The organism is Phocaeicola vulgatus ATCC 8482, from assembly GCF_000012825.1.
GTDB classification, from domain to species: Bacteria; Bacteroidota; Bacteroidia; order Bacteroidales; family Bacteroidaceae; genus Phocaeicola; species Phocaeicola vulgatus.
This window is the reverse complement of the sequence record NC_009614.1, coordinates 1356339-1381243: the sequence shown is the minus strand read 5'-3', so window position 1 is coordinate 1381243 and position 24905 is coordinate 1356339. Positions and strand designations below refer to the sequence as shown.

At 43.6% G+C, this 24905-nt stretch carries 19 protein-coding genes; 4 read left to right on the top strand and 15 right to left on the bottom strand.

Features of this window, described 5'->3' with window-relative positions; all coding sequences use genetic code 11:
* Positions 1–9: 9 nt before the first annotated feature.
* A complete protein-coding gene (locus BVU_RS05270; protein ID WP_005844296.1) occupies positions 10–1020 on the bottom strand; it encodes an ATP-dependent 6-phosphofructokinase in 1011 nt (336 codons plus the stop codon).
* A 147-nt stretch (positions 1021–1167) separates the two neighbouring features.
* Between BVU_RS05270 and BVU_RS05265 the strand changes: the two genes are divergently transcribed.
* From BVU_RS05265 to BVU_RS05255, 3 genes are read left to right on the top strand one after another with little or no spacing between them, the layout of a single operon-like run.
* Entirely contained in the window at positions 1168–2673 is a 1506-nt protein-coding gene (locus tag BVU_RS05265; protein ID WP_008781347.1) for a GH3 auxin-responsive promoter family protein, read from the top strand.
* Between the two features lie 4 nt (positions 2674–2677).
* Positions 2678–4600, top strand: coding sequence for an Ig-like domain-containing domain (locus BVU_RS05260; RefSeq protein ID WP_011965018.1), 1923 nt, complete (start codon positions 2678–2680; stop codon positions 4598–4600).
* Positions 4597–5406, top strand: a complete 810-nt coding sequence (locus BVU_RS05255) for a DUF3108 domain-containing protein (protein WP_005844302.1) — start codon at positions 4597–4599, stop codon at positions 5404–5406. Before BVU_RS05260 ends, BVU_RS05255 begins: the two co-directional genes overlap by 4 nt.
* A gap of 88 nt (positions 5407–5494) precedes the next feature.
* Here BVU_RS05255 and BVU_RS05250 read toward each other — a convergent pair whose 3' ends face one another.
* Entirely contained in the window at positions 5495–6316 is an 822-nt protein-coding gene (locus tag BVU_RS05250; RefSeq protein WP_008666620.1) for a hypothetical protein, read from the bottom strand.
* Positions 6317–6514: 198 nt separating this feature from the next.
* Between BVU_RS05250 and BVU_RS05245 the strand changes: the two genes are divergently transcribed.
* The gene (locus tag BVU_RS05245) at positions 6515–8938 is read left to right on the top strand and encodes an ATP-binding protein (protein WP_011965017.1); all 2424 of its coding nucleotides are present in this window, start codon (positions 6515–6517) and stop codon (positions 8936–8938) included.
* Between the two features lie 117 nt (positions 8939–9055).
* Here BVU_RS05245 and BVU_RS05240 read toward each other — a convergent pair whose 3' ends face one another.
* From BVU_RS05240 to BVU_RS05180, 13 genes are all read right to left on the bottom strand, one after another.
* Entirely contained in the window at positions 9056–9631 is a 576-nt protein-coding gene (locus BVU_RS05240; RefSeq protein WP_005844307.1) for a hypothetical protein, read from the bottom strand.
* A 50-nt stretch (positions 9632–9681) separates the two neighbouring features.
* Positions 9682–10977: a phenylacetate--CoA ligase family protein gene (locus BVU_RS05235; protein ID WP_008666626.1), complete on the bottom strand. Its 1296-nt coding sequence runs from the start codon at positions 10975–10977 to the stop codon at positions 9682–9684.
* Between the two features lies 1 nt (position 10978).
* Positions 10979–12643, bottom strand: a complete 1665-nt coding sequence (locus BVU_RS05230) for a C45 family autoproteolytic acyltransferase/hydolase (protein ID WP_005850163.1) — start codon at positions 12641–12643, stop codon at positions 10979–10981.
* Entirely contained in the window at positions 12636–14126 is a 1491-nt protein-coding gene (locus BVU_RS05225) for a phytoene desaturase family protein (RefSeq protein ID WP_011965016.1), read from the bottom strand. The genes BVU_RS05230 and BVU_RS05225 overlap by 8 nt, the downstream gene beginning before the upstream one ends.
* Entirely contained in the window at positions 14119–17973 is a 3855-nt protein-coding gene (locus BVU_RS05220) for a trifunctional MMPL family transporter/lysophospholipid acyltransferase/class I SAM-dependent methyltransferase (RefSeq protein WP_011965015.1), read from the bottom strand. The genes BVU_RS05225 and BVU_RS05220 overlap by 8 nt, the downstream gene beginning before the upstream one ends.
* On the bottom strand, positions 17966–19159 hold the full coding sequence (locus BVU_RS05215) for a DUF2062 domain-containing protein (RefSeq protein WP_011965014.1): 1194 nt from the start codon (positions 19157–19159) through the stop codon (positions 17966–17968). Before BVU_RS05215 ends, BVU_RS05220 begins: the two co-directional genes overlap by 8 nt.
* Before the next feature lie 121 nt (positions 19160–19280).
* Positions 19281–20465, bottom strand: a complete 1185-nt coding sequence (locus tag BVU_RS05210; protein WP_011965013.1) for a DUF4221 domain-containing protein — start codon at positions 20463–20465, stop codon at positions 19281–19283.
* A 72-nt stretch (positions 20466–20537) separates the two neighbouring features.
* Positions 20538–20822 carry a hypothetical protein gene (locus tag BVU_RS05205; RefSeq protein WP_011965012.1) on the bottom strand — a complete coding sequence of 95 codons (285 nt, stop codon included), beginning with the start codon at positions 20820–20822 and terminating at the stop codon, positions 20538–20540.
* A 108-nt stretch (positions 20823–20930) separates the two neighbouring features.
* Positions 20931–21311 (bottom strand): hydroxymyristoyl-ACP dehydratase, encoded by a 381-nt coding sequence (locus tag BVU_RS05200; protein WP_011965011.1) that lies wholly within the window; start codon positions 21309–21311, stop codon positions 20931–20933.
* A 1-nt stretch (position 21312) separates the two neighbouring features.
* Positions 21313–21855 carry a hypothetical protein gene (locus BVU_RS05195; RefSeq protein ID WP_011965010.1) on the bottom strand — a complete coding sequence of 181 codons (543 nt, stop codon included), beginning with the start codon at positions 21853–21855 and terminating at the stop codon, positions 21313–21315.
* Positions 21830–22465, bottom strand: coding sequence for a LolA family protein (locus BVU_RS05190; protein ID WP_041174415.1), 636 nt, complete (start codon positions 22463–22465; stop codon positions 21830–21832). Before BVU_RS05190 ends, BVU_RS05195 begins: the two co-directional genes overlap by 26 nt.
* Positions 22466–23202: 737 nt before the next feature.
* Entirely contained in the window at positions 23203–23895 is a 693-nt protein-coding gene (locus BVU_RS05185; protein WP_008666644.1) for a polysaccharide deacetylase family protein, read from the bottom strand.
* A 50-nt stretch (positions 23896–23945) separates the two neighbouring features.
* Entirely contained in the window at positions 23946–24800 is an 855-nt protein-coding gene (locus tag BVU_RS05180; protein WP_008666646.1) for a KilA-N domain-containing protein, read from the bottom strand.
* Positions 24801–24905 lie beyond the last annotated feature (105 nt).

Below are 24905 nucleotides of genomic sequence, written 5' to 3'. Positions count from 1 at the left end.
ATCTGCTTCTTATCCGAAGCAGATTCCCATCCGTTTGCCTTGTACAATCAGGTCATGGTTCTCATTGACAAGTTTTAATTTACCAGCCACTTCATTCAGAGGGATGGAGCCAATTTCCGCACCTTGCAGAGAGACCATTCGTCCGAATTGTCCGGAAGCAATCAGTTCTGTGGCATGTCCACCCATACGAGTGGCCAGATTACGGTCGTAGGGAGTAGGAGAGCCGCCACGCTGGATATATCCCAGTACAGTTTCACGGGTCTCGAATCCGGTTTCATATTCTATTTCTTGGGCTATATATTCGGCGGCTTTTTTGCCGTCCATGGTTTTGATGCCTTCTGCGACAACAACAATGGAATAGGGCTTCCCTTTTTTCAAGCGTTCAATGATGGTATTGCCTATATTATGAATATCATAAGACAGTTCCGGAATAAGAATCACGTCACCGCCTCCCGCCATTCCGGAATAAAGTGCAATCCAGCCAGCTTTATGTCCCATCACTTCAATAACCATGACACGTTGGTGTGAACTGGCTGTAGAATGCAGCCGGTCAATGGCATCGGTAGCAATGGTCACGGCAGAATCGAATCCGAATGAAACGTCTGTTCCCCAAACATCGTTATCTATTGTTTTAGGTACAGAAACAACGTTCACACCTGCTTGGGCCAGTTTGGCTGCGGTCTTTTGGGTTCCGTTTCCGCCGATACATACGATACAGTCCAGACCTAGATCATGGATATTCTTTAACATCAAAGCCGGTTTGTCCTCCGAGGCTGCCGACAGGCGTTTCTTGAATGGCTTTTCTCTGGAAGTGCCTAGTATTGTCCCTCCCAGATTTAACAAGCCCGATAATGATTTTTCTGTCAATGGTTCTACGTCATTGTCCAGCAATCCCCGGAATCCGCTATGAATTCCATAAACTTCCATACCGTAATGATTTATCGCTGTTTTGCAAACTCCTCTAATTGTGGCGTTTATTCCTGGACAGTCTCCTCCTGATGTCAATATTCCTATCTTCATAGCCTTTGATGTTAAGTTGTAAGCGACCGTAAAGATAACAAAAAATAAAAGTAATGTAGAAAACTATAAAAAAAATAATGTTATCAGCCATTATAATATAGAAATAAGCTATTTTTGCAAGATATAACGAATCGTATACTAAGACAAATGAATTCTACCAGATTAATTAGTACGCTATTCAAGCCCAGACAAAAAGCGACAGCCTTGTATGCAACTCAGGCTGAGGCGCTCCAACATAAAGTGTTTTGCCGGCTGATGAAGGATGCGGCCCATACGGAGTGGGGATTGAAATATGGCTATAAAGACATAAAGAGATATCAAGACTTTCAACGTGTACCTATACAGACTTACGAAGAAATCAAGCCATACGTGGAACGGATGCGTCATGGAGAGAAAGATGTCCTGTGGCGTGGAGAAGTGCAGTGGTTTGCCAAATCTTCAGGAACAACTAATGACAAAAGTAAGTTTATTCCTGTCAGCAGGGAGGGACTTCATGATATTCATTATGCGGGTGGTATGGATGCAGTGGCGCTGTATCTCCAACAAAATCCTGAGAGTCGTTTTTTCTCTGGAAAAGGTCTGATTCTTGGAGGAAGCCATGCACCAAACTATAATGTGAAACGAAGTCTTGTAGGAGACCTTTCTGCCATATTGATTGAAAATGTGAATCCGTTGGTCAATCTGATTCGGGTGCCCGATAAAAAGATTGCGTTGCTGAGTGATTTCGAGGAAAAAGTAGAAAGGATTACTCGTGCCACAATGAATCAGAATGTGACCAATCTTTCAGGAGTGCCGTCATGGATGATGGCTGTACTGAAACATATTCTGGAAGTGAAGGGAACGGATAATTTGGCGGAAGTATGGCCTGATTTGGAAGTTTTTTTTCATGGAGGGGTTGCTTTTACTCCTTATCGCGAACAATATAAACAGCTTATTCGTAGCGACAAGATGCATTATATGGAAACATACAATGCCAGTGAAGGTTTTTTCGGATTACAAAATGATTTCAGTGATCCTTCCATGTTACTGATGATTGACTATGGGGTATTTTATGAATTTATTCCGATGGAAGATGTCGGTACTGAAAATCCTCATATTGTTCCGTTAACAGATGTGGAGTTGAATAAAAATTATGCGATGGTCATCAGTACTTCCTGCGGATTGTGGCGTTATATGATTGGTGATACCGTGAAGTTCACCAACAAACACCCCTATAAATTTGTTATAACAGGGCGTACCAAGCACTTTATTAATGCATTTGGTGAGGAGTTGATGGTGGATAATGCGGAACAAGGGTTGGCAAAAGCCTGCGAGGCGACCGGTGCACAGATTATTGATTATTCTGCTGCTCCTGTTTTCATGGATGCACATGCCAAGTGCCGTCATCAGTGGCTGATAGAATTTGCCGTTATGCCGGATTCTTTAGAGAATTTTAGTCGGGTTCTTGACACTTCTTTACAACAAATTAACTCCGATTACGAAGCTAAACGCCATAAAAATATTACCTTGCAGCCGTTGGAAATAATCGTGGCGAGACCTAATCTGTTCCACGATTGGCTGAAAGAAAAAGGCAAATTAGGCGGACAGCACAAAGTGCCGAGATTGAGCAATACGCGTGATTATATAGAAGAAATGCTAAGCTTGAACCAATAAGAACATGAATTGGAAAAAACATAAATTACCTGCTTTGTTGATGCTGATGATCGTGGTGTATTCCTGCGCAAGCATGGGAACACCGGATGGAGGTCCGTATGATGAGGAGCCGCCCAAGTTTATCAGAAGCTCTCCCAAGCCGTATGCAACAAACAATAAGAATAAGAAGATTGCCATTGAATTTGATGAGTTCATCAAATTAGAGAAAACATCGGAGAAGGTGGTAGTGTCTCCTCCTCAATTGGAACAACCTGATATTAAGGCAAGCGGCAGAAGAGTATTGGTTAACCTCATGGACTCATTGAAACCCAATACCACTTATACCATTGATTTTTCGGATGCCATTGTGGATAACAATGAGGGTAATCCGCTAGGTAATTATGCTTTTTCTTTTTCTACGGGAGAAGCCATTGATACACTGGAAGTTTCCGGAAATGTATTGGCTGCTGCTGATTTGGAACCTGTCAAAGGTATGATGGTGGGATTGCATGCAGATCTGAGCGATAGCGCTTTTGTCAAGAAACCGTTTGACCGTGTATCCCGTACTGATAGCCGAGGGCGTTTTACCATCCGCGGTATCGCACCTGGTAAATATCATATCTTTGGTTTGATGGATGGTAACCAGAATTATTTGTATGACTCCAAGACCGAGATGATTGCTTTTTGTGATTCTATTATTATTCCTTCCATGGAGGCTGCTGTGCGTCAGGATACGTTGTGGAAGGATACAGCGACTATCGATACGATTAAAACAGTGGGGTATACCCGTTTTCTGCCGGATAATATTGTTCTAAGAGCATTTAAGGGAATAAATAACCGCCAGTATCTGTCCAAGAGCGAGCGTGATAAAGAGAATCATTTTATATTATCTTTCAGTGCGCCGGCCGATACGTTGCCTGTTTTGAAAGGATTGAACTTTGATGAGAAGGATGCGTTTATTATAGAAACGACTCCACGAAACGACTCAATTTGTTATTGGATCAAGGATTCGTTGGTTTATCAGATGGATACGCTGGAGGTTCAGTTGGATTATTTATATACGGATACACTAAACCGGTTGGTTCCCAAAACCGATACCATTTATCTGGCTAATAAACTGACAAGAGAGCAACGGGAAAAATTGCAGAAAAAAGCGAATGAGGAAAAGGAGAAGGAACGTAAAAAAAGGGAGAAAAAAGGAGATACCATCAGGGTGGAACCAACTAAATTCCTGACTATGAACGTCGATGCTCCGTCAGCATTCGATATATACAGGAATATCTATCTATCTTTTGAAGAACCTGTGGCAAGCATAGACACGGCGGCCATTCATATGGAAGTAAAGGTGGATAGTGTGTGGCAACCGGCTCCTTTCTTCTTTATGGCTGACTCGTTGATGCCACGTCAATATCAGATATTGGCAGATTGGCAACCGGAGCAGGAATATCAGTTGACTATTGATTCTTTGGCGTTTATTGGTGTTTATGGGCTGCATACGGACAAAGTCCAGCAAACGGTGAAAGTGAAGAAAATGGACGAGTACGGAACTATCTTGTTGAATATAAAAGGAGCTGCTCCCCATGCTGTTGCCGAGTTGTTGGATGCGAATGGAAATGTATTGCGCCAACAACCGGTAACGGAGGAAGGAACGGCGGACTTCTATTTCTTGAATCCGAGTACGAAATATTATATACGTTTGTTTAACGACCATAATAATAACGGAGTTTGGGATACGGGAGATTATGATAAGAAGATTCAGCCTGAAGAGGTTTTCTATTTCCCGAAAGTTTGGGAAATGAAAGCTAACTTTGAATTTGAAGAGAATTGGGATGTGAATGCTATTCCTATAGACAAGCAAAAGCTGGATGAAATAAAGAAACAAAAACCGGAAGAGACCAAAAAGGTGCAAGATAGAAATAAAGAAAGAGCTAGAAAACTAGGCCGATGAAAAAAACTATTCTCATATTATTGTGCGGCTGGTTTGCCATTATGGCAACCAGGGCGCAATGTGCGGCACAAAACGAAGCTATCCAGGCAGGTGAAGAATTAGTGTACGATTTAAAGTTTAACTGGAAATTCATTTGGGTTGCTGCCGGACAGGCAAAAATGGACATGCAGGCTATTACCTATCAGGGGAAACCTTGTTTTCGTAGTAACTTGATTTCTGTCAGTAACAGACAAGTTGATTTCTTTTTTAAGATGCGTGATACATTGACTTGTATTACCAGCAGTCGTCTGGAACCTGTTTATTTTCGTAAAGGAGCCGAAGAGGGCGACCGCTATACGGTGGACGAAGTATGGTTCAGTTATAAAAACGGGAAATGTATTGCCGATCAGCGTCGTATGAGGAGGGAACGGGATACGGTGAAATCGAAAGACCAAAGTGATGAGTGTATCTTTGATATGCTGAGCATATTGATGAGGGCACGTTCATTTGATGTAAGTGACTATAAAGTCGGCGATAAAATATTGTTTGATATGGCTACAGGTACTAAAGTAGAGCAGCAAACATTGATTTATCGTGGCCGGAAGAATTTTAAGGCGGAGAATGGTGTGAAATACCGTTGTTTGGTCTTTTCCTTGGTAGAGTATAAAAAAGGAAAAGAAAAAGAGGTAATAACCTTTTATGTAACTGATGATAAAAACCATTTGCCGGTGCGTTTGGATTTATATTTGAATTTTGGTTCGGCAAAAGCATTTCTGAGAGAGATAAAGGGGAACCGTCATCCTCTAACTTCCATTATAGAAAAGTAGCGGTTTGTCTTGATATAGTAATACCGCCGGGCCTTGGCAGATGCCGGGTCGGCGGTTGTGTTGTTGTATATTCATTATGAATGGTATGTTATTCATCGAACAGTTTGGCCTGTCTGGAAATAAGTTTCAAGGTCTTTCCTTCATTTAATGCAGTAAGAATAGTTTCACCCCCTTTGTTCACTTTGCATAAAGAGATTTTCGGTCCCATGATTTCGGTAATCCGTATTTCACCGATTTTGGTTTCTATATTATGTCCTTCCAGTATGCCATCTTCCACTACATCAAAGCGTAATCCTTCTTTGATAGGATCATCATATCCCAGGTTGATATAAATGGTTTTTGCCTTGTCTCTTTTGGTAGATACCACTTTCAGTATTGAACCGTATACTTTGAAGTGATTTTCTACAAAAAGTCCCATTTCGTATGGCACATTGATTAATGAATTCTCTAAAGCGCTATATTGGGTGGCATCTTTACCGGATGCTGAGCCTGTCTCTTCATAATTGCGTGTGCTGATAGTTACTCCGTCACTGGTCCGTATTAAATCAAGGCGCAGGGTGAATTTCTCTTTATAACTGTTCTCACGGCTGTGGTAACGTCTGTGAGAGCTTCCATCATCGGTTGCTTCCCTTTGTATCAGGTTTCCTTTTAACAGGTACTCTGCTCTGAAGCGGCGTGCATCTTCCAGCGGGCTCAGACTGAGATCACTTCCAGCCGAAACGGCGTCCACTACATTGATGCGGTTGGTGTTGCGGATACCATCGATAAATGCGAGACGAATCAGGTTGATCGCCCTGTTGGGTATTTTGATCTCACTATTGAAGTCATCCACATAAATCGTATATTTTTGTCCGGATGCTTCTAAGGATATGACTGTCAAAATTATTAATAATAGGATATTACGTTTCATGGTTATACGAATTTGTAAGGTTTGTAATGTAGTTCTTTTACGAAAATACACAGTTCGCTGTTTATTTGCAAGTGAACTGCGTTAAAATAGATTTCGGGCATTGATTATTTATTGCCGGTGTTTATTTTTTCATGTTTAAGTATTTGGTATTGACAGATAATGATTATCTTGGTGCATAAATTAAAAGGTAGCTTGTATATGGGGAAGATTCAAGAGAATGATGCAAGGTTGCAGCAGCTTGTATCAATGGCACGCATAGGATGGTGGGAGGTGGACTTTGATGAAGGAGTTTACTATTGTTCTGAGTTTGTAGCCGATTTGTTAGGAATAGAAGGGAATAAGATTTCTGCTAAAGATTTCGCGAATCTGATTTGTGAGAATTATCGGGAGCGTATTTTGGAGGAATTTCGCTCTTTCCGGATGATGGAGATTTATGAGCAGGTTTTTCCGATACATTCCAAATATGGGATGATGTGGGTCAGTACCAAGGTCGGTGAGAAGCGTATTACCAAAGAAGGTCATGTCCGCGTCATGGGTATGTTGCAATGTATTTCCCGGCAACGGATGAATATGCAGGAGCAGACGGTAGACCGGTTGAACTCTTTATTATCTCGTTTGAACGGCATTTCCAAGTCATTGCTTGATTTTTTGCATTCTGATGATATTACCTTGGTTATCAATAAGATTTTAAAGGAGGTATTGCGCCAATTTCAAGCAGATCGTACTTATATTTTTGAATTGGACAGGAAATTGCATACGGAAGTCTGTACCTATGAAATAGCAGTGGAGGGTATAAAAGAACGTAAGGTTTTATTGTCGGAATCTTCTATTGATTATGCCTCTTGGTGGACAGGACAGATATTGGCTGGTAATCCTATCATTCTTTTTACATTAAATTTGCTTCCTGATTCAGCCGGGGCGGATAAGCGTAGATTAGAGGAATATGGAGTGAAATCTACTATGGTGGTGCCTTTGAACTCAAAAGACGGAGTGTGGGGGTATATAGGGGTGGATATGGTGCGTGAACACCGGAATTGGTGCAATGAGGATTATCAATGGTTTGTCTCTTTGGGTAATATTATCAGTATTTGTATGGAATTGAGACGCTCTGAATCTGAAGCCCGGCTGGAAAAAGCTTATTTGCAGAATATTTATAAGAATCTTCCTGCTGGTATCGAGTTGTATGATAAGGATGGGTTTATGACAGATTTGAATGACAAGGAGATGGAAATCTTCGGTCTCCGGCATAAGGAGGATGTGATAGGATTGAATTTATTTGATAATCCTTTGCTGCCGCAGGGGTTGAAAGATAAGTTGAAAGCAGGAGCACCTATTGATATGTCGTTTAATTATGATTTCGACCGTTTGGACGGCTATTATTCTACTTCTCGCACCGGTACTATCAGTTTGATCTCGAAATTCGCTCCACTTTATGATGCTTTGGGCAATCTGATAAATATATTGTTGATCAATATTGATAATACGGAAACAACAAATGCATATAGCAAAATACAGGACTTTGAGGAGTTTTTCACATTGATTGGTAACTATGCCAAAGTAGGATATGCCCATTTTAATGCCTTGAAATGTGATGGCTATGCTGTGAATAGCTGGTATCGGAATGTAGGTGAGAAAGAAGGAACTCCATTGAATGAGATTATCAAAGTGCATTCTCATTTTCATCCGGATGATCGCAGGATGATGCTTCGCTTCTTTGATCAGGTATTGATACGGGAAGCCAGCCATCTGAGGCGTGATGTGCGTATATTATGTGAAGATGGCACGTATACATGGACAAGAGTCAATGTAATGGTACGCGATTTTCGTCCGGAAGACGGGATTATTGATATGGTTTGTGTCAATTATGACATAACTGAACTGAAAGAAACGGAGCGGAAGTTGATAGCGGCAAGAGATAAAGCGGAAGAGCTGGATCGTTTGAAATCCGCTTTTCTGGCTAATATGAGTCATGAGATCCGCACTCCGCTGAATGCTATAGTGGGGTTTTCCAGCCTTTTAACGGAAACGGAAGATATGAAGGACCGCAAGCAGTACATGGCTATTGTACAGGAGAATACGGAGTTGCTTCTTCAGCTTATTTCAGATATTCTTGATTTATCGAAGATGGAGTCGGGAGCTTTTGAATTTGTCAAGAGTGATACGGATGTCAATCTGCTTTGCAGTGAGATTATCCGTTCTTTACGCATGAAAGTGCCGGCCGGTGTGGAGCTGGTGTTTGAAGAATGCTTGCCCGGATGTCATGTATGGGCAGACAAGAATCGTTTGAATCAAGTCATTTCCAATTTCATTAATAACGCTTTGAAGTTCACTTTTTCGGGCAGCATAACGTTAGGATATTATAGGCAGACAGATGGGTATCTGCGGTTTTATGTTCGTGATACAGGAATGGGAATCCCGAAGAATAAGATAAAAACAGTATTTGACCGTTTTGTGAAACTGAACAGTTTTGTTCATGGTACGGGACTTGGCTTGTCTATTTGTAAGAGTCTGGTGGAACAGATGGGTGGAACTATCGGTGTGGAGTCAGAAGAAGGAGAAGGCTCTTGCTTTTGGTTTACTTATCCTTATCAGGAAATGGCTGGTAGTATTCTGGTACCGTAGAGGGGTTTGATTAATAAAGGTTTATAGCTGTAGGGGTGAATTGAGTTCATCCGGATACATTGATTTTGTGGTATCGGGTGGGAGCATTTCACCCCTACAGTGAACCGGGATTATATGTTAGTCTAGTTTCTTCATGGCGCTGTGTACGGAACCTGCCCAATAATTGCGTAGTCCGAAACCGCGTGCTTTGCCGTTAGTCGGTGCACTATACAGAATCTCACGGGTTTTCGTGTTGAAGAATACAATTTGATAGGTCGCTCTTGCATCAGCCTTGTTTAAAAGCATGGCAATCATAATCAATCCTGTTTTTTCTTCTTGAGAGAGGATGGGAAGTGTCTTGATGACTTCTTCTATCTGTTTTTCATCCAGAGTGTATCCGCTGTTGGTCGTCATGATCTCATCGGGATTGATGGTCTTGTTGGCATCGTTTACTGCCTCCAATGAGGTTACTTCTACATTGACACCCAGTCTTTTGCCAATATCATACTTCTTCGGCTCAGTGATGAAAAGCTTGTTGATGTCATCAAAAGTATATTTGAACTGCATGGGTCCTTCTTTTGCTCCGTACACTTTGGCACGGGTAAAGTCTATGCCATAAAATGTCACGGAAGAGATGTCTTTCAATGCGTCTTTGTTTTGCCCGAAGCAAGCCATGCTGCTTACAAGGAACAATAAAACGAGTAACTGTTTCATATTAGTTCTTTTTTAAGTGTTGTTTTGCTGCTGCCAAAGGTAGAAAAATATTATCTCAAATCAATAAATTTAACTATTTTTCGACTCATGGGCGGCATTTGTATTTTCGCGATATACTCTGCCGATTCAAAATTGATACTCGGAGCCACCCGTACTTTGGAACGGAACAGGTCTTTGATTTCTTTAGCGAAGGCTTCGCTGCGGTTTTCACTTCCGATGCGGATCAGTATTTCATCCGTTCCCAGTTCATTGGTATAAACCTCTACAATGTAATTCTTGATATGGGGGATGTTATCCAGAATATCGAATAAAGCGGGTGGGTAAAGGGTCGTACCTTTATATTTTATCATTTGTCCTTTACGGCCCAGTATGGAGCTGAGACGGATGGTGTTACGTCCGCAGGCACAAGGTTCGGTATAATGGTAACAGATATCTCCGGTCTTGAAGCGGAGCAGCGGCATTCCTCTTACTCCCAAAGTCGTAATGGTCACTTCGCCTGCTTCCCCTTCTTTTACAGGTTGGTTGTTATCATCCAGAAACTCTACGATAATCAGTTCCGGCTGGAGGTGGCCACCGTGAAATTCATTACATTCGGTAAACGAGGATTGCATTTCGGTAGATGCGTAGGTGGAGTAAAGTTGCAGGGAATCCCATTTCTCGTGTATCCGTTTACCCAGTGTGTTCAGGGTGAAATCGGGATTGCGGAGTGCTTCGCCTATGCATACACATTTCTGCATGGAGCAGTGATGGTAATCAATATGGTTCTTTTCGGCAAATTCAATCAGTTTGATCAGAAAGGAAGGGACTACCATGCCGCAAGTGGGATGGATGCGCCGGATAGTGTCCCATTGCAGTTCGGGAATGCCGTTTCCCACACGGGCTACCCCCATGCCCAGCTCACGGGCTCCCATATAGTAGGCGAGGCCCGCCATGAAACGTCTGTCTATGGTGGTCATCAGTTGTAGTATATCCTGTCTGCTGCATCCGGTGGTGGTGAATGACAGATATTCGTTGTAGGCCAGCCGGTCAAGGTCCTCGGAAGTCAATACGAAAGTGACGGGGTCGCCCAAGGTTCCCGAAGTGGTGACATAGTCAATAATCTCATCGCGGCTCACGCAAATAAAATCTTCATTATGAAGTTGCAGGTCTGTCTTGGTCGTGACAGGTATTTGTTGCAAGTCTTCTATGGTTTTTATCTGTTGTATATCGATGTGATATGCTTGGAACAGATGTTGGTAGAATCGTGAATGATTCTGCAAATAAAGCAGTTCCTCAGCCAGCCTGCTTTCCTGATAGGCTTTGATTTCTTCAGGGGAGCGGAATTGTATTTCCGGATTCTTATTCATTTTAGTTGTTTATTTTATGTTCTATACGTTCTGATTCACTTCGCTTGGGGATAGGAAGCAAGAGGGCTTTCTTCCAATTGCGCAGGGCTTTGTCCTGCTGTCCTGTGGCATGATAGTAATCTCCCAGCAACTCGTACACATAAAAGAAATGAGGGTTGGCATGTTGGAAGGCATGCAGGGTCTGTTCGTCCAGCCGTTCTTTCTTTTTAATCTGCTTCCGTAGTACAGGAGCCAGTCTTTTATAAGTCATCAGCTGTTGGTATTCCTGTTGTTGCAGGAAGGAGTCCGCAGGCACTGTCAGGTTTTCGGTATAGATTTCATGGTTGAAATCGATGGAGTCGCTGAAAATCCTGTTCAGGTCGTATGCCACGTACTTGCCGCATTGCCAGGGAGCGGTGGATACCCACATCCGTTTTTTCTCGGGTTGGAAAATGACGGAGTGATGGGCGATGAACTGGTTGATGGCCATTTCATTGGCAAGGCCCAGTTCCGCTTCTCCCACTCCTTTCCGGTTGCGCAGGATAGAGGCGGCTTTGGGGGCATCTATCGGTGCGTTTTCTTTCAGCAGTTCCTGCAAGCGGGCAAAGCGGTAGGGGCTGTCCGAAGTTTCTATGTTTTCCAGGTTCCGTTTGTCATGGCCGAAGGTTTCCGACTGGTAGTGGTTGGTACAGATGATCTGCTGCCCGTTTCCTGTGAATAAGGCTATTTTCTCCGGCGATTTCTCGATAATTGCGGCTCTGCCGTCCTTGGCCGAACCCACCAGTATGGACTCCGAGACAAATGTTTTCCGTTTCCGGGCGATAGCGTATGCTTCCTCAATGGTAGAAGCATATTGCAATATTTCCCTGGTCAGAATGGAAATAGGGGTGGCGGATGCGGCAGGCAGATCCGATTTGGCGGCATTGATGGTGACAGTCAGCCCCGTTTCATTCATGCCGGAAAGGACACCGGTCATTCCGGCCCATCCCACGGATGCGAAGCGATATCCGTTTTCGGGTTGGTAAAACGAAACGAGCTTGTTGCGTGCAAAGGCGTCACCCATGTAGAAATCGAAATTACGGCCGATGATAAGGGAAGAATCGGCACTGTTCTCACCCCAGCAGGCAAATGAACTGCATCCTACCAGCATGTAGTCCTGCATGGCATGTCCCAAGTCGTGAGCGGAGTGGTAATTCAACTGACGCTCGTAGGGGGTGCCGATGAAATCATACTCATGGGTGCAGGAGAGGGAGATGCCATAAATCTCGTCCCGGTACTCTTCCGGCACATTTTTCCCCAGATTCCGGTTGAAAAGGACAATGAAGAAACGGAGGAATTTAAGATAACTTTCAGAGGGGACTATCTCTTTTATCTGATCCACAAATACTTTTTCCTGAAAATAAAGTAAGTCGGAAGTCAGTTGCCCGATGGCTTTGCCTCTTTCGTAAGCAGGTCCGCTGACTTTCAGTTCCCAAAGTCCGCTCTCACTGTGTCGCAGGTAGTTTCCGCCATACTGCCGGAGACTGTCTTTCCGTATCACACGATCCGTTTCAGGGGTAGACGCGAATTGCGGAGTCATCATATCGGCAGATAAATAGAGATAGCCGATTCCTGTCAGGATCACCGCTATCAGCGTCAACAGGACAGCTGCCCCGTACTTTATGGTTTTCTTCAGAATCTTATGCATTGCCTACTTTCTTTGCTAAATATTCCTGACCTACAAATTCCGAACAAGTGAGCATGGCTGTCAGCGTCACGCCCAAGGCGCCGTGTACATTCAGATTCTGCCCCGTGAGGAACAGATTCTTCAGTTTGGTGCGTGTGGAAACAAAACTGATTTGCGGATACTGGTAGTTTTTGACAATGCCGTATGCCGAACCGTCTATGGTTCCGGTATAGTCCCGATAGCTCAGCGGAGTCGTGGTATGGATCTTTTCAATGCAATGATTCCAGTGAAATCCGAACCGCCTCAGGAGCTGCAAGATCTGTTCCGTCTTTTCTTCTTTGAACTGGCGGTATGCCTCGCCACGGTGTTCGGGGGTCGTATCCGTCCATTTGCTGACCTCATCCATATACATGGGGGTCAGTATGGAAACCACCTCTGTGAATTTGCTGTTGCCGCGGGGTACTTGCATGGAGATCATGCAACAGGGGGTATTCCCTTTGTGCATCTCTTTGTCATACCATACATCCTCATTGCCGTGCAGGTATATATTATGGTTCTGATAGGGGCAACAGTCTTTTTTCATCATCAGATTCAGCGTGAATATCCCGTAACTGTTTTCCAGTGACTTGATGCGAGACACAAAAGCCGGTTTGATGGAATGGTTCTTATCCAGCAGGGATAAGGTGAGTTGCGGATGCAGGTTGGATATGACGTAGGTACTTTCCAGTATCTCTTCATGGTTCACTTCCACTCCTTGTATGACTTCATCCTTGACAAGGATACGGGTCACTTCTTTCCGGTTCAGCACCGTGCCGCCGTTGGCACGTATGATATGGATTAATTCCAGACTGACTTGCATACTTCCTTCCGTGAAACGATAGGCGCTCTCCAGATAAGAGTTGTTAATCATGGCGTGCTCATAGAAGGTGGATTTATTTTTGATCCCGCCATAGAGCAGGGAGGTTGCGGCAAGTACATTCTGTAAATCCCTGTTCGTGGTAACGGATGCTATCATCCCGGCTGCTGAGGTGGCAAAGAAATCCATGCCTTCTTGGGACAGGCGGCCTTTTTTCAGGTGGTCTGTGCTGATCAGGTTTCCCACCGATCGGATAGCTGCCACATACCGTTTTAAGTTCTCCCGTTCATGGGGGAATGAGTGGCACAGGGTTTCCATGAACCGTTCATGCCCCATGGCGTAATCATAGATAGCGTCTTTATAATAAATCCGGTCGAACACTTCTTCATCCATCCGTTTGATGGATAACTTGTCCATGATACCGAAATAACGGAAATACTGATTCATGATTTGTCCTTCATCCAGACTGCCGATATAGTGAATGCCGGTATCCATCCGGTGCCCGCTGCGTTGATAAGTCTGGAAGCAGCCGCCAAACAGTTCATTCTTCTCCAGCACACAGACGTGGTAGCCCTCTTTGCTTAAGATGGCTCCGCATTCCAGACCGCCCAGTCCGCTGCCTATGATGATGATATCGTACTTACTCATGCTCCGGTTTGTTTTTTTGGAAGATATAAATCGTATTCGAGGTATATCTGTCATTAGGTAAAATCTCCAGCTGCATCCCACCTTCTTGCGCGATGCTCCTTATTTGCGCTTCGGATGTGAAACAAAGTTGTTCTGTCGTCTTGTTGAAACTGAAAATGCCGGTAGACAGCAGTTCCGTGAAACGGGTGAGGCGGTGTTTCCGGGTGTTGGCGGCATTGCCGTCCCGCACAATCAGCTTTCCTTCCGGGCGCAACCGCTTCATGCATCTGAGCAATAAGGTCCGCTGGTGCTCATAGCTCATATAATGCAGGATATCATTCAGTATGAATGCGTCACTTTCCGGCAAAGGGTATTCCAATGCATTGGCGCATACAAATTGTAGGCGGGGAGTGCGGAGCCAGCCATACTGCGCCACGGCTATTTTGTCCTCATCATAATCTATCCCCGTTATTTCCCGTTCCTCGGAAAGTTGGGAAAGCATATAGCAAAGCGGTCCGAATCCGCAGCCGATATCAGTAATCTGTCCTTTGACGGGAACCAGCCGGTTGAATAACCGGTAGTTATCCTCCATTTTCACCTTGATGCGTATGTACCATTCCTCTACCGGTCCTTTATAGATATAGTTCTGTACCAGATTTTCGTAGAAGACGGGATTGTCCGTTGTGCTTTGTTCCCGACAGATACGGGCATATTCTTTTTTCATCCGCGCGGAGATGTTTTTGGTACGTTCCTGATAAGTGGTTCCGTACGTAGCATCGTTGGCTGGGATACGCGGTAGAATCTCTGTCAGCATGATGCCTTTCCGTACATTGAACGGCTGTGCCTTGGCTATGATCTTGCAGTTGCCGTAAAGGATGACCGGAATGATATCCAGTTGCAGTTTTTCCGACAGATAGAAAGCTCCTTTATGGAAACGCTTCATCCGTCCGTCGTAGGTACGTGTTCCTTCGGGGAAAATGGCGATGGAATATCCTTCTTTCACCTTTTGGCGCATCCGTTCCATGTAAAGCTCGTAACCGTCTCCTACGTAATAGAAATCGGCATAGCGGATAATGGCTCCGAAGAAAGGAGAGTGCCATACCCAGTGATTGGTAACCATGACCAGTTTGGGAGTCAGTGCCAATAATACCAGTATATCGATGAAAGACTGATGATTGGCTATCAGGATGGCAGGCTTTTTAAACGTTTCTCCTGTCCGGTTCATCTTTTCTTTATGTACAAATGTGGCTATATGGATCAGGCCTTTGCAGGTGACATGTATCAGTTGGCAAAGTACTTGTTTCTTATAGGCTTTGCGGATAGGAAGCAAGGTCATGACAGCTATTAGCAAGCGCAGGAACAGGCATCCGATAAAGAACAGCAGGAACAAGCCGCCGGTTCTTGCCAGTCCTGTCAATGTATAAGGAGGCAACCCTTTGGAAGCGGGTGCTGTGATGAAGAACCGGAAAAGGATGGGTTGCAGCGTGTAGGCCACCAGTACGACGGCAATCATTCCCAAAATGGAGATGAGGGAAATGGACTGCAATGCCGGATGGCGTGCGAAGACCAACGTACCCATACCTATCACGGTGGTGAAAGCGGAGAAGAAGATGGCTGTTTTGTGCGAGTTCAGCAACTGCCGTCCTGTGCGGTACTTATTCTGCAATCCGTCCATAATGAAAATGCTGAAATCATCCCCGATTCCAAAAATAAAGGTGGATAGAATGATGTTGATGATATTGAATTCAATACCCAGCATGCCCATTAACCCCACAATGATAATCCAGCTGACCAACATCGGCAGGAAACTCATCAGGGTCAGTTCTATGCGTCCGTAGGAGATCCATAAGGCAAAGAAAATCAGAAAAGAGGAGATATAAAGAATCAGATAGAAATCCTGATTGACGGCTGATACCCATTGGTTGGCGAAATAGCCGCGGTCGAAGATAACCACCTTCTCTTTTGGTTGGAAAAGGGGGTACACCGCTTCCTTGTCGGTTTCGTTCATCCGTACCTGAGTAATCAGCATGGTCAGGGAATCGGCGGAAGTCTGCCATTCGTTCAGAAGCCGGGTAGTGATTTCATTCTGGTAGTCCAAAGGCTGGAACGGACGGTCGAGCCATTGGAAAAACGGCTCGAATGCATGTTCACGGAAATGATAACGGGCAGCCTTTGTCCGGATGGTTTCGCGTAACCGGGCTTTCTTTTCCGGAGTCCAGTAGTTGTGCCATTGTTTCAACCGTGCTTCCTGCACCTCTTCCGGTATCAGAAACTGTCCGGCAGAGGCGTAATCTTTTATTTTTCCTTCTTCTTTCAGTTGGGCGAGCAGCCGGTTCGTTTCGGCGTATTGTCCGGTAGCGTCTCCCATATCTTTGCCTGTACTGACAAAGAGAACAGTCTTTTCTTTCTTGTCAAAGAGTTCGGCCAGCTTGTTTTCCGATTGTTTCAAGTGGGCAGGCTCATAGTTCAGACTCATCATATCCTCGTTGAAACGCACGTTCTGCGAGGTGAATAAACATATTATGGTCAGCACGAGAATGCCCCCTACCAAGCCTTTGTTCTTTTCGTATGGATAAGCGTTCAGTTTCTCGATAAAGCGTAGCACCGCCCCTTGTTTTACATGCGCCTGCCCTTTCAGGAAATGCGGCAGATAGACCAGGCAAAACAGCGTGGTTCCTATCAAGGCAAGCGAGGCGAACAGACCGAAATCCCGTAACAGGTTGGAACTGGTAAAGAGGAGGCCGAAAAAGGCGCCGATGGTAGTAAAACTGCCTATGGTAAGCGGATAGGCGATTTCTCTGATTAATTGTTGTACCGATGATACATGATTCTGATGCGCCAGCATGTGTATGGAGTAGCTCAAGGCAATGCCCATTACGGCGGAGCCCGCACCTACGGCAATGGCTGAAATGCCGCCTTTGATAAAGTAGATGAGGCATAAGGCGAATAAAGCTCCGAACAGCACCGGGGTGATGATAAGCGGAATGGATTTCTTATGCTTGAATACCAGAGATATGAAGACAATGATGATAATCAGCGCGATGGAAGAAGTGACCAGCGTATCTTTCTTTATCTGTCGTGCATTGTACACTCCTACGGAAGGACCTCCGAAATATTCGGCAACCAATTGGGGATGTTCCTTTTCCGCTTTTTGCAGCTCGTCTTCAATCAGCCGGATGAGTTTGTCATTTTTGCCCGTGCTTCCGGTGTTGAATACCGGGGTGATGAACATCAGCAGGGTGGAACCGTCCCGTGAGAAGATATGTTCATTGATCAGTTCGTAATTAGCTTCCAACTGGAAGTCTTGCAGGTGTTTCAGCGTCTGGCTGCCCAGTCCCAACGGGTCCCGCATAAGGTAGTTTTTCAGGGCGAATCCTGCCGGAGATATCAGGTTGGAATAGTTCTTCTGCATCAGGGCGGCAATGTTTCCGGCGGTAAGCAAGGTGTCCAGCCGTTGGTAGTCCTCGTCGGAAAGGAACAGGGGCAGGTTGTCGTAAACAAAATCTCCGGCACTGTTGATCAGGTTTTCGTCGGCTTTTGAGAAGATCTCTTTAATCAGGGTTCCTTCCGCTTGTTGCTGTAAATCCTGTTTAATGGTTTCGGCAGCTTCAATCAGGGAATCCGCATCCGCCACACCGTCCTTGCCGGACAGCATGATCATAATTTTATCCTTTATCTTCAGATTTTCAAATACGTTGATGGCATTTTGGGAGTCCTTGGTATCCGGAAAGAAACTGGTTACGTTTTCCTCGAATCTGACTTGGGCGGCAAAAAGGGCCATAAAGAGGATGCATACGCTGAGGGACAGGTAAAACAAGACTTTATGCCTTTCAAAATAGTTATATAATCCAACAAAGAATTTAGTCATATCCGTTTTTTCTCCTACATATAGCCAGCAACGCGGTGGAGATTACTCCAGACAGCAGACTGCAAGCCATTGCAAAGATAATGCTTCCTATTAAATATTGCTCTAAAACTGATTTGACATTTTCAAGAGAAAGGTCTCCGAGATGCAAATCGGGAGGATTACCCAGTACCATGCAGCCTGTCCGGTAACTGCCGTACAGCAATAGGGGAATCATGGGTGGAATACTGATATTGGCGGCGACAAGGGCAATCACTTTATTCAGTCTGAACAGATGCGCAAGAAAGAGGGTGATCAGCATCTGATAACCCCATAACGGAACGATACCCATAAAAATCCCCAGCATGATGGCGAGTACAATCTTCAGGTTGGATTCCCGTGTATTCAGCACATGGTCGGTGAAGAATCGCTTGCAGTTGCTCCATGACAGTTTGCGGAGCAGGTTACGGGGAACAATCCAAAGGCAGGTAATCAGCACCAGCACCGTGTTCAGCACACTGATACGGGTAAAATCCCGGAACGGCCGGAAATGGGATACCCGTTCTGCTTGCGGGGGATAATACACGTGGATGGGAATGTTCTTCACCGCTACATCTCCCCATGCGGCAAAGACGATGGCTTCCAACTCAAATTCGTATTTGGCGGTGTACCAGCAGCTTTGCACATCCATTTTGCGCAGAGGGTAAAGGCGGTATCCCGATTGTGTATCTTCCAGTTTCAGCCCGGTTTCCAGTCTGAACCAGAAATTAGAGAATTTATTGGCAAAGGTATTCTTGCCCGGCATATTGTCGGAGGCTAAGTTTCGGGCGCCTACCAGCAGCGTGTCGGGCTCTTTTTCAATGGCTTCGATAAAACAGGGAATATCGGAAGCGAAATGCTGTCCGTCCGAATCGATGGTGATGGCATAGCGGAAACCCTCTTTTTTTGCTTGGGAAAGACCGTGCTTCAAAGCGGTTCCTTTTCCTTTATTGACAGGATGGGTAATGGTGCGGATAGCCGGATATTGTTCCAGAATGTTGGTCGTATCATCCGTAGAGCCGTCATTGACGACAATGATATCGTCTGCATACCTGCATACCTCCTCAATGACTGCCGCCAGTGTCTTCCCGTTGTTGTAGGTGGGAATAACGACGACAATCTCCAGTTCCTTTAGTTTCTTCCGCCAAACCGATGTTGTGTTTGTACTCATCTTGTTTTTCAGTCAAACTATTCAGATACGTTTGGGATGAATGTTTTCGTACCTGAACTTATGTGGTTTCTAATGGGTGACAAAGATAGTATATTTTCGGATGCGGGCATTCTGGCGTTAATTATTTATTTGGAGATGCATTTTTAATTTTAAAGCAGGTAAACACCAACTTGTTCTCGTCGAATTGCGGATTTTCCAGATTGTTCTCGGATATATACAGTCCTTCCCTTCCCACAAAACTCATTTTATAGAAATATTTCTTTCCGGGGAATTTTGTTTCTCCGATGATTTCAAAATCCGCGTTCAGTACAATGACGGAGAACTCCTTTCCTTTGGGCGTTTCATAGGGGCTTTCGTTGGGAGCCAGTTTGTAAGGCATTTCGGCAAAACGGTAGTACACATTGCGGTATTTGTCATACATGATATGCCAATATCTAGGATTTTCATTGAGTTTTATAATAGCATTAATGCCTTCCATAGAATTACCCAGTTTGGGCTTCATGCTTTTCAGATATCTGCTTTTGGCGTTATACCATCGGATATGTTTCAAGTCATCTGTAACCATCAGGCTGTCATATCCGAAAAATCCACAGACCAAACGGCTCTCTTTGTAGTTGTAATCATAACTAAAACCGTATCCTCCTGCGATATTGTCATATTCCTCTTTAAAGATGGGTGGATAGAAAATAGGAATCCATTTAACTTCTCCTGTTCTCAGATCCTGTGAGGCGAACATATGGGTTCTAGGCCAGTCTTCCTTTTTCATATCGGGTTTTAAAATTTCTTGGCGTAGAAATATGCATGAGTCTTTGATAAAAGCAGGTGCATTGTAGTAACTGCCAAAAGACAAGGGTGTAAATCTGCCTTCAGGAGTTTGGAAATTATAGTTTCGTATTATTTCCCCTTGAGAGTTTATGGAACTGAGCCGACTGATATTATTCTGTGCAACTAATATATATTGAGAATCGGGGGAAGGTCTACTGCCGAATACAGCTGGTAGCCCGTTGGGACCTGTCTTGTGAAGAGGTATCCGTTTGGCTATCTGTTGATTCTCTATATCAAAAATGACAATGTCATATAATGATTTTTGTGTATTCTCAAAGTGAAGGTATTCTTTCCCGTTTTCTTCGAATTGGAACATGGATTTGCTTAAGTAATAGGTCTGTTCGTCTAAAGGGAAAGCCAGCTGTTTTTCTGCTACCAGTTCTACTTCGTTCTGTTTGCCAGCTTCGTTTTTTGGGGAGGACTGGCAAGATACGAGGGTAAATATAGAAAAGAGTGATATAAAAAGGAGTGTTCGATTCATAATATTTTCGGTTTTATGATATTTGTAATTTATGTGACCGGATTTCTAACCGGCCACATAAATTGTTGGTTGTTAATTGGTAGGAGCACCATGATTCCCACCTTCTCCTGAACCTTCACCGGGGGCACCTACCTCTACTCCGGTGCCGCATTTACCATCTTCACTGATACACACAGTGCCTGTAGCAGCCATTTTGCAATTTTCCCATTCAGCTTCGAAAGCACAGTACTTTGGACCCCCTCGTGGCATTTGCACGGCAGGTGCTCCAAACACTACTTCCTCATTAGAAGAGTGGAGGTTCAAGCTTATTGCAAATGTTGCAATAACAGCCATAATCATTGTGAATTTTGTTTTCATAGGTGTCATATTTATAATTGTCTGAATATAAGATGTTTAATGGGTGTTGACAACTATAAATGGACTTATTGTTCTTGCTATTATGGATATTTAACAGAAGGACTTGCTTCATTGATACTTACTTGCCATCAGTACCGCTTTCAACTTGATAAATTCTTTTCCATTACAAATGCCTTCTGCCTGCAACTTGAAAAGATGCTCTTCCGTTTTTTCTAGTCGGATAAATAGTTGCAGTAGTGGAGTTTCAAGCGGATTGATGGCAGACAGGAACTTGGAAGAAGCAATCTGTACATACTGCAAAGGTTGGCTGGCGATCTGTTCGGCACTTTCTTTTATTATCTGTAAGGTACAGACGCCCGGAACCACCGGCTGTCCGGGGAAATGACCTTGATAGAGCACATGGCCGGGATTCAGCTCTATCTCTATTTCCTGTTTCCCGTCTTCTCTTTCCTTTATATGAATGATTTTATAAAAGTTCTCCAGCAGCATTTCAAGGGTTGTTTATGTTCAGTTTGTCCAATTGGATTCTTAACCGTATCAGCGGATGCTTGATTTGTACTTTCTCCGCCTGTCCGTTTACAAAGCCGGACAAGGTGAATACCGTCTTTCCAAATCCTTTGCCACTGATTCTTTGCTCAAAAGTACTACTTTTCTTTTTAATACGTGCTTTTTCACTCTTTAGAAATAGATTTTTGAAATCAGTTTCCAGTATTTTCAGCATCTTTTTCTTCCTCATCGGTTCCATGCAACTGTTCACTATGAAGGTGTCGCGGTGCAGGGAGAAGTCAAAAAGGCTGAGGCCAAAGTAGGTAGAGCCCAGGATACGGATTTCGTTATCGGGCATTTGGCGGACAATGAGCATTCCGCTGAAATGGTGTTTCATGAAATCCAGTTGCAGGTTGTACTTTTGCGACTGTGCTTCTGCCTGCAGGATGGGAGGCAGTGCCGTAGCTTCCCCCGTCACCCGGTGTGAGCAGGAGAGCAGTATAAACAGCAACAGCAGCCAGCTAGCGTATCGTAAACTTTGCCTCATCGTTCAAAGAATTGAATTTCTTGTCCGAGAATTCGTATTCGGTATAGTTGGTTGCGGTTTCCGATAAACGTAGTTTGTGGACAGACATATCTTTTTTGTCTAAATAAATTTGAATCTGGTTGATATATGCCTGTATCGCTTTGCTGACGGGCTTGATTTGAATGAGATAGTAATGGGTGTCTTCAAAATATTCCAAAGCATAGCCGGGCGACATGTTGGACAGGTCGCCCACCATGCAGGCGGTAAGCATATCCTGCATTTGGTTCATCATCTTGTTGGAGTGAAGGTCCATGATGCTTTTCTTTCCGTCCGATACTATTTTCAGTTGGTTGTTGTTGATCACGATAAGGTAGTTCATGGGCTGTGCGTAGTCCATGCATATCTTATTGCTCTTTTTATAATAGAACGTTCCTTTCGAGGTTATTTTCTCATCGAATACATCCAGATATTTTATCTGAGTGAAATTACTTTCGATGGACTCTATATTTTTAGCCTCTTGCAGCAGACGGGCTTCAAAATCTTTCAAATCAGTAAGTTTCTTCATCTGTTGGGCTTGCATCGGCAGGACTGTACAGAACATCAAGAGCAAAAGTATTTTCATGTAGGTCATACTTTATAGAGGTTTATCCGTTTGTAATGGGAAGCAAAGATAGTATATTTTGAGAAACCATTCATACCTTTACCAGCTATTTACGATTTTTACCTGTTTCTACAATCGTTCACATGGGCAATTATAATGAATAAAAAAGTTATATTTCTGCGTTGCAATATTTTTCATCACGGCATATTATTGTTAATCAATAATTTATAGTGACGAATCCTCCTGTATCCCCCTCGAAACGGTTTATCCGTTTTCCCTGTCGGAGTCAGTTTGGCAGAAAGCGTCATTATGCAGGATGAAGGTCTGTTGGAATTCTTGCAAGGAGAACGGTAGGATATGATTTTCACTTAGGTGAAGATGGGTTTTCACCTGTGTGAAGAGCTGTTGTCACCAGTGTGAAACTACCGTTTCACACTGGTGAAGCAACAGTATATATCGGAAGTTTACACACTGACATCCTATTAAGTTGAACGAAAGTACAGCATATCCTGTCAGATTTAATCTGATATCTACGCTTCTTTTGCAAATAACGGGTGAATGTTCCACTCCATCGCTTACATACCGGTTTGGGGGTATTACAGACTTTTTTACACGGCAAGTTGTTGGTAATGAGTGGAATGAAGTGGCGGAAGAATTTTATGTTTTACGTAAGACGAAGTTATCTTTTTATCAGTTTGATCATGAGGTGTGAACTGGGTCTCGTTTTTGGAACTTGGTGATGTTGCTGTTGAAAATATAGAAGAAATTTATTTTGTCATGTCCTTTATCAGCCTGTCTAATGTTACTACCGTATACCCCTCTTTTTCTATAAAGTCCAGAACTTGTACCAGCAGCCTGTCACTATCGGGCATCCGGTCATGTAGCAGAAGGATGGAGCCCGGAACGAGCCGTTTCTTGATGCGTTTGATAATTTTTTCAGGAGTGGGTTGCTGAGTGTCCAGTGTGCGGATGTTCCAACCAATGGGGATGTATCCCAGCCTGCGCACTGCTTTAGCCAGGGTAGGATTAGTCACTCCGAAAGGCGGCCGGAACCATAGGACCGGTTGGCCGGTCACTTTTTCCAATTCTTGCTGGCAGGTAATTAAATCATGGCACATCCGTTTGAAGGTATAGAGAGGAAAATAGCCGGAATGGGAGAAGGAATGATTCCCGATACGATGTCCTTCTTTGATGATTTGCCGGAGCAGCTCTTCATTGCCTTTTATCTTGTTTCCGATGCAAAAAAAGCAGGCCGGTATGTGTTTTTCTCTTAACACTTTCAGCACTTTGGGAGTCTGTATCGGATCGGGCCCGTCATCAAAAGTGATGGCTATGATTTTCTCTTCGGTTTTCTTGCAACAGAAGACACACATGTAAATACAGGCACGGATGCTGTAAGAAGCGTAAAAGAAATAGGCCATGACGCTTACTATGATGACTACAGAAACTAGGATGTGCATTGCTTGATTAAGATGATTGAGTGATACTTTAATAAATGATCTTGTAGAGATTATTCTAATTGTTTGTCATTATCTGTCAGTATTCTGAACTTTTTTTCGGTATCAATCGTATTCAAGTGTGCTAATTGCTCTTTGGCCATCTGCCGAAGATGAGTAAACCTTTTAGACTTGTCCACCTTATGCTTGATTAACTCTGCATTGAAGGATTCCATATTCGATAATACGACTAATTCATTTATGCTTGCTACATCTCTGATATTGATATTCTTATCTGCGTATTGTGGATTTGCTTCACGCCATTGTCTTGCGGTACATCCCCATAATGCGAGATTTAACAAATCAGCTTCATCGGCATAAACAAGTTTTTGATTGAAATCTTCTACTTTAGGTATAATAAAGTCTTTGATTGCATCCGTATGTATGGAATAATTTACTTTACTAAGTATTCTTTTTACGTTCCATTCACTTAATAAAGGGTGTGATTCTGCTTCTTTAAGTCTTTGGTATTCTTTGATGAGATATAGTTTAAATTCAGGGCTGAGCCAAGTCCCGAATTCAAAAGCTATGTCTTTATGGGCAAAAGTTCCCCCATATCGCCCGGGCTTGGATATAATCCCTATTGCTTTAGTTTTTTCTATCCATTGTTTGGGGGTTAGGGTGAAACTGTTTGTTCCACTCTCCATTTTAAAAGCATCGAATTCGATGCCTTTAAAATTTGGATTATTTAGTTTTTCCCATAACCCTAGAAAATCAATCGTACTACGTAGACGCATCCAGTTTTGTATAATGTAGTTAGTACGTTCTCTGTCTTTGAAATGTGCCATGTCTGTCAGGCAGATATAATCATTATTATCAGGTCTTACAGATATGGATATATCAATATTCGTAACAGTTATTTTCTTCATTATTTCTACTACTTTTATTTTATGAGGGATAAAGTTAAGCATTATTCCTGTTTTCAGTATCTTAAAAGCATCTTTTTAATAGGCCATGACGCTTACTATGATGGT

Coding starts and splice junctions, on each gene's coding strand:
- BVU_RS05260 (WP_011965018.1), top strand. CDS start 2,678: ATGAATTGGAAAAAACATAAATTACCTGCTTTGTTGATGCTGATGATC.
- BVU_RS05220 (WP_011965015.1), bottom strand. CDS start 17,973: ATGACTAAATTCTTTGTTGGATTATATAACTATTTTGAAAGGCATAAA.
- BVU_RS05200 (WP_011965011.1), bottom strand. CDS start 21,311: ATGCTGCTGGAGAACTTTTATAAAATCATTCATATAAAGGAAAGAGAA.
- BVU_RS05270 (WP_005844296.1), bottom strand. CDS start 1,020: ATGAAGATAGGAATATTGACATCAGGAGGAGACTGTCCAGGAATAAAC.
- BVU_RS05265 (WP_008781347.1), top strand. CDS start 1,168: ATGAATTCTACCAGATTAATTAGTACGCTATTCAAGCCCAGACAAAAA.
- BVU_RS05225 (WP_011965016.1), bottom strand. CDS start 14,126: ATGAGTAAGTACGATATCATCATCATAGGCAGCGGACTGGGCGGTCTG.
- BVU_RS05210 (WP_011965013.1), bottom strand. CDS start 20,465: ATGAATCGAACACTCCTTTTTATATCACTCTTTTCTATATTTACCCTC.
- BVU_RS05245 (WP_011965017.1), top strand. CDS start 6,515: ATGGGGAAGATTCAAGAGAATGATGCAAGGTTGCAGCAGCTTGTATCA.
- BVU_RS05185 (WP_008666644.1), bottom strand. CDS start 23,895: ATGCACATCCTAGTTTCTGTAGTCATCATAGTAAGCGTCATGGCCTAT.
- BVU_RS05235 (WP_008666626.1), bottom strand. CDS start 10,977: ATGAATAAGAATCCGGAAATACAATTCCGCTCCCCTGAAGAAATCAAA.
- BVU_RS05205 (WP_011965012.1), bottom strand. CDS start 20,822: ATGAAAACAAAATTCACAATGATTATGGCTGTTATTGCAACATTTGCA.
- BVU_RS05230 (WP_005850163.1), bottom strand. CDS start 12,643: ATGCATAAGATTCTGAAGAAAACCATAAAGTACGGGGCAGCTGTCCTG.
- BVU_RS05215 (WP_011965014.1), bottom strand. CDS start 19,159: ATGAGTACAAACACAACATCGGTTTGGCGGAAGAAACTAAAGGAACTG.
- BVU_RS05250 (WP_008666620.1), bottom strand. CDS start 6,316: ATGAAACGTAATATCCTATTATTAATAATTTTGACAGTCATATCCTTA.
- BVU_RS05195 (WP_011965010.1), bottom strand. CDS start 21,855: ATGAGGCAAAGTTTACGATACGCTAGCTGGCTGCTGTTGCTGTTTATA.
- BVU_RS05180 (WP_008666646.1), bottom strand. CDS start 24,800: ATGAAGAAAATAACTGTTACGAATATTGATATATCCATATCTGTAAGA.
- BVU_RS05255 (WP_005844302.1), top strand. CDS start 4,597: ATGAAAAAAACTATTCTCATATTATTGTGCGGCTGGTTTGCCATTATG.
- BVU_RS05240 (WP_005844307.1), bottom strand. CDS start 9,631: ATGAAACAGTTACTCGTTTTATTGTTCCTTGTAAGCAGCATGGCTTGC.
- BVU_RS05190 (WP_041174415.1), bottom strand. CDS start 22,465: ATGACCTACATGAAAATACTTTTGCTCTTGATGTTCTGTACAGTCCTG.